Source organism: Mycobacterium sp. 852013-51886_SCH5428379, from assembly GCF_001665575.1.
Classification (GTDB): Bacteria; Actinomycetota; Actinomycetes; order Mycobacteriales; family Mycobacteriaceae; genus Mycobacterium.
Window position 1 is genome coordinate 18,251 of record NZ_LZSU01000023.1, and the last position, 13,609, is coordinate 31,859.

At 68.4% G+C, this 13,609-nt stretch carries 14 protein-coding genes; 9 read left to right on the forward strand and 5 right to left on the reverse strand.

The genetic code is table 11. The annotated features are described in order from the left end of the window. Positions 1–52: 52 nt before the first annotated feature. Positions 53–1,525, forward strand: a complete 1,473-nt coding sequence (locus A5757_RS11460; protein WP_066833375.1) for an LCP family protein — start codon at positions 53–55, stop codon at positions 1,523–1,525. Beyond that, positions 1,513–2,238 carry a TIGR03089 family protein gene (locus A5757_RS11465; protein ID WP_066833378.1) on the forward strand — a complete coding sequence of 242 codons (726 nt, stop codon included), beginning with the start codon at positions 1,513–1,515 and terminating at the stop codon, positions 2,236–2,238. The genes A5757_RS11460 and A5757_RS11465 overlap by 13 nt, the downstream gene beginning before the upstream one ends. Before the next feature lie 6 nt (positions 2,239–2,244). On the opposite strand, the gene A5757_RS11470 is transcribed toward A5757_RS11465, so the two are convergent. The 4 genes from A5757_RS11470 to A5757_RS11485 are packed head-to-tail and all read right to left on the reverse strand — an operon-like array spanning position 2,245 to position 5,967. After that, entirely contained in the window at positions 2,245–3,057 is an 813-nt protein-coding gene (locus tag A5757_RS11470) for a biotin--[acetyl-CoA-carboxylase] ligase (RefSeq protein ID WP_066833381.1), read from the reverse strand. Continuing rightward, positions 3,057–4,223: an acyl-CoA dehydrogenase gene (locus A5757_RS11475; RefSeq protein ID WP_066833383.1), complete on the reverse strand. Its 1,167-nt coding sequence runs from the start codon at positions 4,221–4,223 to the stop codon at positions 3,057–3,059. The genes A5757_RS11470 and A5757_RS11475 overlap by 1 nt, the downstream gene beginning before the upstream one ends. A 29-nt stretch (positions 4,224–4,252) precedes the next feature. Beyond that, the gene (gene purE / locus A5757_RS11480; protein ID WP_066833540.1) at positions 4,253–4,771 is read right to left on the reverse strand and encodes a 5-(carboxyamino)imidazole ribonucleotide mutase; all 519 of its coding nucleotides are present in this window, start codon (positions 4,769–4,771) and stop codon (positions 4,253–4,255) included. 5 nt (positions 4,772–4,776) lie between these two features. Beyond that, positions 4,777–5,967 (reverse strand): 5-(carboxyamino)imidazole ribonucleotide synthase, encoded by a 1,191-nt coding sequence (locus A5757_RS11485; RefSeq protein ID WP_255360362.1) that lies wholly within the window; start codon positions 5,965–5,967, stop codon positions 4,777–4,779. 93 nt (positions 5,968–6,060) lie between these two features. On the opposite strand from A5757_RS11485, the gene A5757_RS11490 reads away from it, so the two are divergent. Continuing rightward, positions 6,061–6,750: a GtrA family protein gene (locus A5757_RS11490; RefSeq protein ID WP_066833389.1), complete on the forward strand. Its 690-nt coding sequence runs from the start codon at positions 6,061–6,063 to the stop codon at positions 6,748–6,750. On the opposite strand, the gene A5757_RS11495 is transcribed toward A5757_RS11490, so the two are convergent. Further along, on the reverse strand, positions 6,705–7,223 hold the full coding sequence (locus A5757_RS11495) for a PH domain-containing protein (RefSeq protein WP_066833390.1): 519 nt from the start codon (positions 7,221–7,223) through the stop codon (positions 6,705–6,707). The two genes, A5757_RS11490 and A5757_RS11495, sit on opposite strands and share 46 nt — an antisense overlap. 123 nt (positions 7,224–7,346) lie before the next feature. Between A5757_RS11495 and A5757_RS11500 the strand changes: the two genes are divergently transcribed. From A5757_RS11500 to A5757_RS11525, 6 genes are all read left to right on the forward strand, one after another. Further along, positions 7,347–8,975, forward strand: coding sequence for an acyl-CoA carboxylase subunit beta (locus A5757_RS11500; RefSeq protein ID WP_066833392.1), 1,629 nt, complete (start codon positions 7,347–7,349; stop codon positions 8,973–8,975). A gap of 37 nt (positions 8,976–9,012) precedes the next feature. Next, positions 9,013–9,291: an acyl-CoA carboxylase epsilon subunit gene (locus A5757_RS11505; RefSeq protein WP_066833394.1), complete on the forward strand. Its 279-nt coding sequence runs from the start codon at positions 9,013–9,015 to the stop codon at positions 9,289–9,291. A 28-nt stretch (positions 9,292–9,319) separates the two neighbouring features. Next, positions 9,320–9,961 (forward strand): nucleoside triphosphate pyrophosphatase, encoded by a 642-nt coding sequence (locus A5757_RS11510; protein ID WP_082929421.1) that lies wholly within the window; start codon positions 9,320–9,322, stop codon positions 9,959–9,961. Between the two features lie 22 nt (positions 9,962–9,983). Continuing rightward, complete coding sequence (locus tag A5757_RS11515) at positions 9,984–10,880, forward strand: sulfurtransferase (protein WP_066833397.1); 897 nt, start codon at positions 9,984–9,986, stop codon at positions 10,878–10,880. After that, a complete protein-coding gene (locus A5757_RS11520) occupies positions 10,877–11,305 on the forward strand; it encodes a SufE family protein (RefSeq protein ID WP_066833402.1) in 429 nt (142 codons plus the stop codon). The genes A5757_RS11515 and A5757_RS11520 overlap by 4 nt, the downstream gene beginning before the upstream one ends. A 126-nt stretch (positions 11,306–11,431) precedes the next feature. Further along, the gene (locus A5757_RS11525; RefSeq protein WP_066833404.1) at positions 11,432–13,231 is read left to right on the forward strand and encodes an acetyl/propionyl/methylcrotonyl-CoA carboxylase subunit alpha; all 1,800 of its coding nucleotides are present in this window, start codon (positions 11,432–11,434) and stop codon (positions 13,229–13,231) included. Positions 13,232–13,609: the final 378 nt, after the last annotated feature.

Below are 13,609 nucleotides of genomic sequence, written 5' to 3' on the forward strand. Positions count from 1 at the left end.
ACGCCGGGGATCGCTACCCGGCGTCCGAGCGACTCGCAAGTAACCTGGGCTGATGCCCGCTCGAGCCCTCCGTGCCATCGCTGTGACGATGGCGCTCGCCGTGGTGCTGGGAACAGGGGTGGCGTGGAGCCGCATCCGCTCGTTCGAGTCCGGCATCAACCACATCAGCTCCCCGGCCCTCGGTGAGGGCGGCGAGGACGGCGCGATCGACATCCTTCTCGTCGGCTCCGACAGCCGCACCGACGCGCACGGCAACCCGCTGTCGCAGGACGAGTTGGCCACGCTGCGCGCCGGCAACGACGTCTCCACCAACACCGACACGATCATCCTGATCCGCATCCCGAACAACGGGAAGTCGGCGACGGCGATCTCGATTCCGCGCGACTCCTATGTCGAGGCGCCGGGCCTCGGGAAGATGAAGATCAACGGCGTCTACGGGTCCGTGCACCTGGAGAAGATGAAGGAACTGGTCGAAGAGCAGGGCGTCGACCCCACCGTCGCCGAAAAAGAGGCCAAGGAGGACGGCCGAGAAGCGCTCATCAAGACCGTTGCCAAGCTGACCGGCGTCACCGTCGACCACTACGCCGAGATCGGCCTGCTCGGGTTCGCGCTGATCACCGACGCCCTCGGCGGCGTCGACGTCTGCCTCAAAGAGCCTGTCTACGAGCCGCTTTCAGGAGCGGATTTCCCGGCGGGGTGGCAGAAGCTCAACGGTCCGCAGGCGTTGAGCTTCGTGCGTCAGCGCCACAACCTGCCGCGTGGCGACCTCGACCGCGTCACCCGCCAGCAGGCGGTGATGGCCTCGCTGGCCCACGAGGTGGTCTCCAGCAAGACGCTGTCGAGTCCGGCGACGCTCAGCCGCCTCGAGGCGGCCGTGCAGCGTTCGGTGGTGCTCTCCGACGGCTGGGACATCATGGGCTTCGTCGACCAGCTGCAGAAGCTGGCCGGCGGCAACATCGCGTTCTCGACCATCCCGGTGCTTCGCGAGGACGGGTGGAGCGACGACGGTATGCAGAGCGTGGTCCGGGTCGATCCGGCCGCGGTGCAGGAGTGGGTCACCAGCCTGCTCAACGAACAGGACGAGGGTAAGACCGAGGAACTGGCCTACACCCCGGACATGACGACCGTCGAGGTGGTCAACGGCAGCGATATCAACGGGCTCGCGGCCGCGGTGTCGGCCGTGCTGGTCAACAAGGGCTTCAACCCCGGCCCGACCGGCAACCACGAGGACGGCCCCGTCACCGAGAGCCAGGTGCTTGCGGCGAACAAGGACGATCTCGGCGCCCAGGCCGTCGCCAAGGACCTCGGCGGTCTGCCAGTCGTCGAGGACCCCGCGGTGGCCGCGGACACCGTGCGCGTCGTGCTGTCCGCGGAGTACACCGGACCGGGATCGGGCCTGGACGGCACCGATCCCACCATGCTGACCGCGGACGCGCCGAGCGCCGACGTCGTCGACCAGGCCGCCGCCCCACCGCCGCCGCAGATCATCACGGCCGGCTCCGACGACCCGGAGTGTGTGAACTGACCGTCACCGGCGCGCTGCTCGGTCCGCTGCTCGATGCGGACCCCGTGGGTCCGCGCATCACCTACTACGACGACGCCACCGGCGAGCGCATCGAGCTCTCGGCCGTCACCCTCGCCAACTGGGCGGCCAAGACCGCCAACCTGTTGCGCGACGAGATGGGCGCCGGGCCGGGCAGCCGGGTGGCCGTCCTGCTGCCGGCGCACTGGCAGACCGCCGCGGTGCTGTTCGGCATCTGGTGGATCGGCGCCGAAGTGGTGATCGGAGACGAGATCACCGACGGCACAGCACATGTCGCATTCTGCACGACCGACGCGCTGGACGCGGCCGATGCCGCCGCAGAGGGCGGCGAGGTCGCGGTGCTGTCCCTGGATCCGTTCGGGAAACCCGCCCCTGACGTGCCGTTCGGGGTGACCGACTACGCCACCTCGATCCGCGTGCACGGCGATCAGATCGTGCCCGAGCGGGCGCCGGGGCCCGCGCTGAACGGCCGCTCGGTCGACGAGGTGCTCGACGCGGCGCGCCGGGCCGCCGAGACCGCCGGACTCACCTCCGGCGACCGCGTGCTGGACACCGCCGACTGGACCTCCGCCGACGACATCGTGGAGCATCTGCTGGCGGTGTTCACCGTCGGCGGTTCGCTGGTGCAGGTGGCCCATCCCGACGCTGCCGCCCTGGAGCGACGGCGCGTGACGGAGAAGGTCACGCGCGGTTAGAACCGGTCAGGAATCCGCGGGCCGGAGGTGGGTGACGTCACCGGCGGCGAGCGGCACACAGCGGTCGCCGACGTCGATGATCAACCGGCCGGACTCGTCGAGATCGATTGCCCGCCCGACCATCTCATCCCCGCCGGGCAGATCGACCCGGACCCGCTGCCCCAGCGTGGCGCTACACCGGCGGTAATCCTCGACCAGGGTGGCATCCACACCGTGGGCGGCCTGCCAGCCGCCGATCCGGGTGGCCAGCGCCTGCAGCAGACTCGTCAGCAGCACCGTCCGATCCAGCACCGGGGAATCCAGTAGCAGCAGCGACGTCGCGGTCGGGACGGGCAACTCGTCGTCGGTCAGCGTCACGTTGAGCCCGATGCCGACGACCACCGCGGTCGCCGGGGTGGCGACCTCGGCCAGAATGCCGGCGAGTTTGCGACCGCCGACCAGAACATCGTTGGGCCACTTCAGTTTCGCGTCGATACCGGTGAGACCGTGCAGCACGTCGGTCACCGCGACCCCGCACAGCAGCGGCAGCCAGCCCCAGCCCTCGACCGGGACCGCGGAGACGTCGACACCAACCGACACCGACAGCTGCGATCCCGCGGGTGCCGACCAGGTCCGGCCGTGCCGGCCGCGGCCCTGGTTCTGGTAGTCCGCGACCAGGACAGCTCCGTCGACGGCCTCGCCGCGGCGGGCACGGTCGACGAGATCGGCGTTGGTGGAACCGGTTTCGCCGACCACGTCGACCCGGCGCCACGGACCGGTGCCGGTGCGATCACGCAGCGCAGCCACGTCGATGTCGGCTCGCAGTGCTGCGGAATCCATCAACGGAGCAGGGCGCGCGACATGACGACACGCTGGATCTGGTTGGTGCCCTCGTAGATCTGGGTGATCTTGGCGTCGCGCATCATCCGCTCGACCGGGAAGTCGATGGTGTAGCCGGCGCCGCCGAACAGCTGGACCGCATCGGTGGTCACCTCCATCGCGACGTCGGAGGCGAAACACTTGGATGCCGCGGAGATGAAGCCGAGATTCGACTCACCCCGCTCGGCGCGGGCGGCGGCCGAGTACACCATCAGGCGGGCGGCCTCGACCTTCATCGCCATGTCGGCGAGCATGAACTGCACACCCTGGAAATCGCTGATCGTCTTGCCGAACTGCTTGCGCTCCTTGGTGTATGCCAGCGCCGCGTCGACCGCACCCTGGGCGATGCCGACGGCCTGCGCGCCGATCGTCGGGCGGGTGTGGTCCAGCGTCGCCAGTGCGGTCTTGAAGCCGGTGCCGGGATCACCGATCATCCGGTCGCCGGGGATGCGGCAGTTCTCGAAGTAGAGCTCCGTCGTCGGCGAACCCTTGATGCCGAGCTTGCGCTCCTTGGGTCCGACGGTGAAACCCTCGTCGTCGATGTGGACCATGAACGCCGAGATGCCGTTGGCGCCCTTGTCGGGATCGGTCACGGCCATCACGGTGTACCAACTCGACTTGCCGCCGTTGGTGATCCAGGCCTTGGTTCCGTTGAGGATCCAGCCGTCGCCGTCGGCCTTGGCGCGGGTGCGCATGGACGCCGCGTCGCTGCCGGCCTCCCGCTCGGACAGGGCGTAGGACGCCAGCTTCCCGTCGACGAGGTCGGGCAGCACCTTCTCCTTCAGGTCGTCGGACCCGCGCAGGATCAGGCCCATGGTGCCGAGTTTGTTGACCGCGGGGATCAGCGACGCCGATGCGTCGACGCGGGCGACCTCTTCGATCACGATGCACGCCGCCACCGAATCGGCGCCCTGACCGCCGAACTCCTCGGGGATGTGCACGGCGTTGAAGCCCGACGCGTTCAGCGCCTGCAGGGCTTCCTCCGGAAAGCGCGACTGCTCGTCGACGTCCGCGGCGTGCGGGGCGATCTCCTTTTCGGCCAGCGCCCGGATCGCGCCGCGGAGCTCCTCGTGCTCCTCCGGCAATTTGAAGACGTCGAACGATGGATCTCCGGCCCAACCAGCCATGATGCCCTCCTAGCTACTCGCCGGTAACTTTACTCGCCGTCCGCAGCGCCGAGCAGTCGGTCCCGCAACGCGGCGTCCTTGTCCAGCACCATCTGTTCCAGATCGGCCTGGAACCGGCTCATCTTCTCGCGCAACGCCCGATCGGCCGCGCCCAGGATTCGCACGGCGAGCAGTCCGGCGTTGCGGGCGCCGCCGATCGACACGGTCGCGACCGGAACGCCGGCCGGCATCTGCACGATGGACAGCAGCGAGTCCAGGCCGTCGAGACGTGCCAGCGGGACCGGCACCCCGATCACCGGCAACGGTGTCGCCGACGCCACCATGCCGGGCAGATGTGCCGCACCGCCCGCCCCGGCGACGATCACCTCGATACCCCGGTCCGCGGCGGTCTGGGCGTAGTCGAGCATGCGGGCCGGGGTGCGGTGGGCCGACACCACACCGACCTCGAACGGCACCTCGAATTCAGCGAGCGCCTCGGCGGCGTCACTCATCACCGACCAGTCGCTGTCGCTGCCCATGATCAGGCCGACTCTGGGTGTTCCAGCCATGAAGTTCAGTGCCCTTCCCATCCGTCGGTCCACTCCGCGTGGGACAACCAGTGTGCCGCCCGCTCGGCGCGCTCCCGCACCGTTGCCACGTCGTCACCGGTGACGTTGACGTGGCCGATCTTGCGACCGGGCCGTTCGGACTTGCCGTACAGATGCACCTTGGCGTCGGGGATCCGCCCGAATAGGTGGTGCAGCCGTTCGTCGGTCGACATCTGCGGGGTGTGCGGTGCGCCCAGCACGTTGGCCATGACCGTCACCGGAGCCAGCAGCGCGGTGTCGCCGAGCGGATAGTCCAGCACAGCACGCAGATGCTGTTCGAACTGACCGGTCACCGACCCGTCCATGGTCCAGTGCCCGGAGTTGTGCGGGCGCATGGCCAGCTCGTTGACGAGCAACCCGCCGTCGGCGGTCTCGAAGAGCTCGACGGCCAGCAGGCCCACCACCCCGAGCTCATCGGCCAGCCGTAGCGCGAGTTCCTGGGCGGCGGCGCCGATCCGATCGGGCAGATCCTGCGCGGGCGCCACCACCGTCACACAGATGCCGTCCTGCTGGACCGTCTCCACCACCGGCCACGCCGCGCCCTGCCCGAACGGCGAGCGGGCCACCAGCGCGGCGAGTTCGCGGTGCATCGCCACCCGTTCCTCGGCCATCACGGCCACGCCGTCGGCCAGATAGCCCGCGACCACGTCGCGGGCCTGGTCCCGGTCCGGCACCATGACCACGCCACGCCCGTCGTATCCGCCGCGCACGGTCTTGATGACCACGGGACCGCCGACGGCGTCGGAGAACGCCACCACGTCGTCGACCGAGTCGATCGCGGTGTACCGCGGGACCGGGGCGCCCATCGCCTCGAGCCGCCTGCGCATCGTCAACTTGTCCTGGGCGTGCAGCAGCGCCTCCGGCGGTGGCGCGACGTTGACGCCCTCGGCCACCAACGCCTCGAGCAGCTCACCCGGCACGTGCTCGTGATCGAACGTCAGCGCCGTGGCTCCTTCGGCAGCGCGGCGCAGCGCCTCGAGGTCGGTGTGCGAACCGATCACGACGTCCGGGGTGACCCGGGCGGCGGGTTCATCGGCATTGGTGGCCAGCACGCGCAGGGTCTGGCCGAGCGCGACGGCGGCCTGATGGGTCATGCGGGCCAACTGGCCGCCGCCGATCATGGCGACGACGGGTGGTGTGGTGGGACGACTCGTCACGACGCCTATGGTGTCATGACTCGCGCGCCCTCTTGACCAGCGCGTACGCCGCGATGGGACATCGACCCCCGCGGTTCCGTAGACTTCTTCTTTGTGTCCTTTGCCGATGCGACGATCAAACGGCTGCCCCGGTTCATCCGGCCGTACGCCGAGCAGCACCATGAATTGATCAAGTTCGCCATCGTCGGGGCGACCACGTTCATCATCGACTCGGCCATTTTCTTCACCCTGAAGCTGACGATTCTCGAGCCCAAGCCGGTGACGGCGAAGATCATCGCCGGCATCGTCGCGGTCATCGCGTCCTACATCCTCAACCGCGAGTGGAGCTTCCGCGACCGCGGCGGCCGGGAACGCCACCATGAGGCGTTGCTGTTCTTCGGGGTCAGCGGAGTCGGCGTGCTGCTGAGCATGGCCCCGCTGTACTTCTCCAGTTACGTCCTCGGTCTGCGCGTACCCGAGGTGTCACTGACCGTGGAGAACATCGCGGACTTCATCTCGGCGTACATCATCGGCAACCTGCTGCAGATGGCGTTCCGGTTCTGGGCGTTCCGGCGCTGGGTCTTCCCCGACGAGTTCGCCCGCAACCCGGACAAGGCGCTCGAATCGACGCTGACCAGCGGCGGTTTCGCCGAGGCGATGGAGGATCACGTCGAACTGCACGCCCACGATCAGGACCAAGACCGCGGCTCCGGCACCGTCACTCCCCTGCACCGGCCCGAACGACGCGCCGAACCGGCTCAGCTGGGCGATTCCTCCGACCCCAGGGTGTCGAAGACTTCGTGATACAGCAGTGAGTGCACGCGTTCCACCTGCGGAATGTCGTCGAACTCCAGCGGATCCTGTGCCGCCGATTCAATGATCAGAGTGCCGGTGCGCAGGATTCGGTCCACGAGTCCGTGCCGGAACTCCACGCTGTTGATCCGTGCCAGCGGAATGTCGATACCTGCGCGCGTGACCAGCCCGTGCCGGTACATCACCCGCCGGTCGGTGAGCACGAAATGGGTGGTCCACCAGTTGAGGAACGGCCACACCGCCAGCCAGCCCACGAGCACCAGCCAAATCACGACGACGACGAGGAAGACGACGTTCTTCGCGCCGGTCTCCCAGGCGAGCGTGTTGACGTAGCCCGCGACGAACGCGGCGGCCGCGCTCGCCAGCAGCAGCACCAGAATCGGACCCGTCAACCGACCCCAGTGGGGGTGGCGGTGCAACACCACCTGTTCGCCCCTGGCCAGCACGTTCTCCGGATATCCCACGGCAGCACTCTACTGAGCAGACCGGCCGAAGTGGTGATCTTGAGCGGTTCTCGACACCGGTGACACGTCAACAGACCGGGCAGTGCATATGGCCCCGGCGGGTTGTCGATAGCATCGACGACCATGACGAGCGTCAAGGAGCCATCAGAAGCCGCCGAGGTGGACATCCACACCACTGCAGGCAAACTGGCCGATCTGCGTAAGCGGACCGAGGAGGCCAAGCATCCGGTCGGCGAAGCCGCGGTCGAGAAGGTGCATGCCAAGGGCAAGCTCACCGCTCGGGAGCGCATCCTGGCCCTGCTCGACGAGGATTCGTTCGTCGAACTCGACGCCCTGGCCCGCCACCGCAGCACCAACTTCGGGCTGCAGGCCAACCGGCCGCCGGGTGACGGCGTGGTGACCGGTTACGGCACCATCGACGGCCGCGAGGTCTGCATCTTCAGTCAGGACGCCACCGTGTTCGGCGGCAGCCTGGGCGAGGTGTACGGCGAGAAGATCGTCAAGGTGCAGGAGCTGGCCATCAAGACGGGCCGGCCGCTCATCGGCATCAACGACGGCGCCGGCGCCCGCATCCAGGAGGGCGTGGTCTCCCTCGGCCTGTACAGCCGGATCTTCCACAACAACATCAAGGCCTCGGGCGTCATCCCGCAGATCTCGCTCATCATGGGCGCGGCCGCGGGCGGGCACGTCTACTCCCCCGCGCTCACCGACTTCGTGATCATGGTCGACAAGACCAGCCAGATGTTCATCACCGGCCCCGACGTCATCAAGACGGTCACCGGTGAAGAGGTGACCATGGAAGAGCTCGGCGGCGGGCACACCCACATGGCCAAGTCGGGTCTGGCGCACTACGTCGCCTCCGGCGAACAGGACGCCTTCGACTACGTCCGCGATCTGCTGTCCTATCTGCCGCCGAACAACTACGCCGATCCGCCGCGGTATCCGTCGACGTCGCCGGTCGGTCCCATCGAGGAAACCCTCACCGAAGAGGACCTCGAGCTGGACACGCTGATCCCGGACTCGCCGAATCAGCCGTACGACATGCATGAGGTCATCACCCGGATCCTCGACGACGACGAATTCCTCGAGGTCCAGCAGGGTTACGCGGCCAACATCCTGGTCGGCTTCGGCCGCATCGACGGCAGGCCCGTCGGCATCGTGGCCAACCAGCCGACCCAGTTCGCGGGCTGCCTCGACATCAACGCCTCGGAGAAGGCCGCGCGCTTCGTGCGCACCTGCGACTGCTTCAACATCCCGATCGTCATGCTCGTCGACGTTCCGGGCTTCCTGCCGGGCACCGAGCAGGAGTACAACGGCATCATCCGCCGCGGCGCCAAGCTGCTGTACGCCTACGGCGAGGCCACGGTCGCGAAGATCACGGTCATCACCCGCAAGGCGTACGGCGGCGCGTACTGCGTCATGGGGTCCAAGGACATGGGCTGCGACGTGAACGTGGCGTGGCCGTCGGCCCAGATCGCGGTCATGGGCGCCTCGGGCGCCGTCGGCTTCGTCTACCGCCAGCAGCTCAAGGAGGCGGCGCAGGAGGGCAAGGACGTGGACGCCCTGCGCCTGCAGCTGCAGCAGGAGTACGAGGACACGCTGGTGAACCCGTACATCGCCGCCGAGCGCGGCTATGTGGACGCGGTGATCCCGCCGTCGCACACCCGCGGCTACATCGCGACCGCGCTCCGGTTGCTCGAGCGCAAGATCACCCAGACGCCGCCGAAGAAGCACGGCAACATCCCCCTGTAATGCCCCGTACTTCCGTCGGCTAAGGAGCACCACGCACATGTCGCAGGACACCGACATCACCGAGGTCAGTGACCACCGTCAGCTGACCATCGATCTGCCGGCTCCGCCGGACCCGCACATCCACATCGTCAAGGGCGCGCCCACCGATGAGGAGGTGGCGGCCCTGGCCGCCGTGCTGGCGGGCGCCGGCGGGGGCCGCGGCGAACCGGGTCCGCAGGAGTTCAACCCCTGGGGTCACCCAGTAGACAAGCTGCGCTATGACGTGACGAGCTGGCAGCGGGTGACGCTGATGGAGCGGACCCACCTGAGGCGTTGATGAGCGCTTGCGCGAAGAACATCGGTTGATGAGGCTGGTCCTGGCCTCCGCGTCGTCCGGTCGGCTGCGGGTGCTCCGGCATGCCGGGGCCGACCCCCTGGTGATCGTGTCGGGGGTCGACGAGGACGCGATCATCGCTGCGCTGGGGGCCGATGCGCAGCCCGATCAGGTGGTGGGCGCGCTCGCCGCCGCAAAGGCGGCCGACGTGGTCGACCGGTTGCCTGCCGACGTGGCGGCGGACTGCGTGATCATCGGCTGCGATTCGATGTTGTGGCTGGACGGCCGGTTGAGCGGTAAGCCGGGCACGCCGACCGCCGCGCGGGCGCAGTGGCAGGTGATGGCCGGCCGCACCGGCGAGCTGTACACCGGCCATGCCGTCGTCCGTGTGCGCGACGGGGTCGCCGTGCGACGGGAACTCGAGTCGGCGGTCACCCGGGTGCGATTCGGCGAACCGACGGCCGACGACCTCAGCGACTACATCGACAGTGGCGAACCTCTCGGTGTGGCAGGCGCATTCACTCTCGACGGTCTGGGCGGCTGGTTCGTCGACGGCATCGACGGTGATCCGTCGAACGTCATCGGCCTGAGTCTGCCCCTGGTACGACGGATGCTGGCCCGGGCGGACATTGCGGTGCCGCGGCTGTGGTCGCCTTCGCCGCCTGCGCCCTGAACTGGGCGGTAGGCTCTGCAGTGTGTCGCTGCCACCAGATCCCAGCCCGAAACTCCAGGAATACGCCCACCCCGAACGGCTGGTGACATCCGATTGGCTGGCCAGCAATCTGGGCCGCCCCGGTCTGGCCATCGTGGAATCCGACGAGGACGTCCTGCTCTACGACACCGGCCACATTCCCGGTGCGGTCAAGATCGACTGGCACGTCGACCTCAACGACCCGAACGTGCGCGACTACATCACCGGTGAGCAGTTCGCCGAGCTGATGGACCGCAAGGGCATCTCGCGCGACGACACCGTCGTCATCTACGGCGACAAGAGCAACTGGTGGGCGGCGTACGCCCTGTGGGTGTTCACCCTGTTCGGCCATCCGGACGTCCGACTGCTCGACGGCGGCCGCGATCTGTGGATTTCCGACGGCCGCGACACCACACTCGACGTGCCGAGCAAGACGTCCAGCGGCTACCCCGTGGTGCAGCGCGACGACGCGCCGATTCGCGCCTTCCGTGAGGACGTGCTGAAGGTCCTCGGCACCCAACCGCTCATCGACGTGCGGTCACCGGCGGAGTACACCGGCGAGCGCACGCACATGCCCGACTATCCGGAAGAGGGCGCACTGCGGGGCGGCCACATCCCGACCGCCCGCTCGATCCCGTGGGGTAAGGCCGCCCGCGACAACGGACAGTTCCGCACCCGCGCCGAGCTCGAGGAGCTCTACGGCTTCCTGTCCCCCGACGACCGCACCGTCGTCTACTGCCGCATCGGCGAGCGCTCCAGCCACACCTGGTTCGTGCTGACGCATCTGCTCGGCCTGCCGGGTGTACGCAACTACGACGGCTCCTGGACAGAGTGGGGCAACGCGGTCCGGGTGCCCGTCACCGTCGGCCCCGATCCGGGTGAGGCCCCCGGCTCCGCATGAGCATGGCCCCGTCGCTCCCTGAGCCGCTGGCTGAGGTCGTGTCCGAGTTCCAGGAGGTGGACGGACAGGACAAGCTCCGGCTACTCCTCGAGTTCGCCGACGAATTGCCCGCGCTCCCAGCCGATCTCGAAGAGGCGGCGATGGAACCCGTGCCGGAGTGCCAGTCGCCGCTGTTCCTGCGCGTCGACGACAGCGATCGCGAACAGGTGCGGCTGTACTTCAGCGCCCCGGTCCAGGCGCCGACCACGCGCGGTTTCGCCGCGATCCTCGCCACGGGACTGGACAGTCAGCCGGCGGCCGACATCCTCGCGGTGCCCGACGACTTCTACACCGCACTGGGCCTCGGAGCGCTCATCAGTCCCCTGCGCCTGCGCGGGATGTCGGCGATGTTGACCCGCATCAAACGGCACCTGCGCGACGACTGACCGAACCTACTCACCGGTAACCGGCACCGGTTCACGGGGTGTCGGGGCCTGCCGCATAAACTCCCCGATAAGTTTCTCAAGACGTTCTTAAGAGAATGCCCCGACGGCATATCAGCAGGAGGCGAAGTGGCCAGTCACGCCAGCTCGAAGATCTCGAAGGTGCTTGTCGCCAATCGCGGTGAGATCGCGGTGAGAGTCATCCGAGCGGCCAAAGACGCGGGGCTGCAGAGCGTGGCGGTGTACGCGGAGCCGGACGCCGACGCACCCCATGTCCGGCTCGCCGACGAGGCTTTCGCACTCGGCGGTCAGACCTCGGCCGAGTCCTACCTGGTGTTCGAGAAGCTGCTCGACGCGGCGGCGAAGTCCGGCGCCAACGCAATCCACCCCGGCTACGGCTTCCTGTCGGAGAACGCCGACTTCGCCCAGGCGGTGCTCGACGCCGGCCTGATCTGGATCGGACCCAGCCCGCAGTCGATCCGCGATCTCGGTGACAAGGTGACCGCGCGTCACATCGCCGCCCGCGCCGAGGCCCCCCTCGTGCCCGGCACGCCGGATCCGGTCAAGGACGCCGACGAGGTCGTCGCATTCGCCGAGGAGTACGGCGTCCCGGTCGCGATCAAGGCCGCGTTCGGCGGCGGTGGCCGCGGTATGAAGGTGGCCCGCAGCATCGAGGAGATCCCCGAGCTGTTCGAGTCCGCCACGCGCGAGGCCGTCGCCGCTTTCGGCCGCGGCGAATGCTTCGTCGAGCGCTACCTGGACAAGCCGCGTCACGTCGAGGCTCAGGTCATCGCCGACCAGCACGGCAACGTCGTCGTCGCAGGCACCCGCGACTGCTCGCTGCAGCGCCGCTTCCAGAAGCTGGTGGAGGAGGCGCCCGCGCCGTTCCTGACCGACGCGCAGCGCAAGGAGATCCACGAGTCCGCCAAGCGGATCTGCAAGGAGGCCGGCTACTACGGCGCGGGCACCGTCGAGTATCTGGTGGGCCAGGACGGCCTGATCAGCTTCCTCGAGGTCAACACCCGCCTGCAGGTGGAGCATCCGGTCACCGAGGAGACGTCCGGCATCGATCTGGTGCGTCAGCAGTTCCGCATCGCCAACGGTGAGCCCCTCGACATCACCGAGGACCCCACCCCGCGCGGCCATTCGTTCGAGTTCCGCATCAACGGCGAGGACGCCGGCCGCGGCTTCCTGCCCGCTCCGGGCCCGGTCACCAAGTTCGAGCCGCCCACCGGGCCGGGCGTGCGCCTGGATTCCGGCGTCGAGACCGGATCGGTCATCGGCGGTCAGTTCGACTCGATGCTGGCCAAGCTGATCGTCACCGGCGCCACCCGCGAGGAGGCCCTCGAGCGGTCCCGCCGCGCACTGGCGGAGTTCAACGTCGAAGGTCTGGCGACGGTGATCCCGTTCCACCGGGCCGTCGTATCGGATCCCGCGTTCATCGGTGACGACACCGGCTTCACCGTGCACACCCGCTGGATCGAGACCGAGTGGGACAACACGGTCGAACCCTTCACCGGCGGCGATCCGATCGAGGAAGAGGACACCATCCCGCGGCAGACGGTGGTGGTGGAGGTCGGTGGCCGACGTCTCGAGGTGTCGCTGCCCGGCGATCTGGTGCTCGGCAACGGCGGCGGTGGCGCCCCCGCCGGTGTGGTCCGCAAGAAGCCGAAGCCGCGCAAGCGCGGCGCCCAGGGCGGTGCGGCCGCCTCCGGCGACGCGGTCACCGCCCCGATGCAGGGCACGGTCGTCAAGGTCGCGGTCGAGGAGGGCCAGGAGGTCGCCGCGGGCGATCTGGTCGTCGTGCTGGAGGCCATGAAGATGGAGAACCCGGTGACCGCGCACAAGGCAGGCACGATCACCGGACTCGCGGTCGAGGCGGGTGCGGCGATCACGCAGGGCACCGTGCTGGCCGAGATCAAGGACTGATCCCGAACGAACCGATGATCCGGCGCAGCCCCTCGGGGCTGCGCCGGATTCTATTGTGCCCACCCCGTGGCGGCCGGCCGCCGACGACGTTGCTGCGTCTCTCAGGTTCACCCCTGACCGGTCCCGGTCGACGATTGGGCGGCCCGACTCGAGTCCGTCTGAGCCACCCGAATCCGGCTCGCGTCAGCAAAGCCGAATTACGCGAAGTGCCCCGACGTCGGGTTTACACGTGTCAATTGTTGCCATACCGACGCGGTTGCCCACGGATGGGAGTGGTGTCCCACAATCCGTCGCGCCACGCCCCCATGCCGATCATCGACGCCGCGGCAGTGCCCACTAGGTCTTTCAAGGCGCGTGTGACGCACCGGCGGGGCATCC

Excerpts from the sequence above, each read along its gene's own strand:
- A5757_RS11520 (WP_066833402.1), top strand. The coding sequence starts at position 10,877 with ATGAGCATGGCCCCGTCGCTCCCTGAGCCGCTGGCTGAGGTCGTGTCC.
- A5757_RS11505 (WP_066833394.1), top strand. The coding sequence starts at position 9,013 with ATGTCGCAGGACACCGACATCACCGAGGTCAGTGACCACCGTCAGCTG.
- A5757_RS11470 (WP_066833381.1), bottom strand. The coding sequence starts at position 3,057 with ATGGATTCCGCAGCACTGCGAGCCGACATCGACGTGGCTGCGCTGCGT.
- A5757_RS11460 (WP_066833375.1), top strand. The coding sequence starts at position 53 with ATGCCCGCTCGAGCCCTCCGTGCCATCGCTGTGACGATGGCGCTCGCC.
- A5757_RS11475 (WP_066833383.1), bottom strand. The coding sequence starts at position 4,223 with ATGGCTGGTTGGGCCGGAGATCCATCGTTCGACGTCTTCAAATTGCCG.
- A5757_RS11500 (WP_066833392.1), top strand. The coding sequence starts at position 7,347 with ATGACGAGCGTCAAGGAGCCATCAGAAGCCGCCGAGGTGGACATCCAC.
- A5757_RS11510 (WP_082929421.1), top strand. The coding sequence starts at position 9,320 with ATGAGGCTGGTCCTGGCCTCCGCGTCGTCCGGTCGGCTGCGGGTGCTC.
- purE (WP_066833540.1), bottom strand. The coding sequence starts at position 4,771 with ATGGCTGGAACACCCAGAGTCGGCCTGATCATGGGCAGCGACAGCGAC.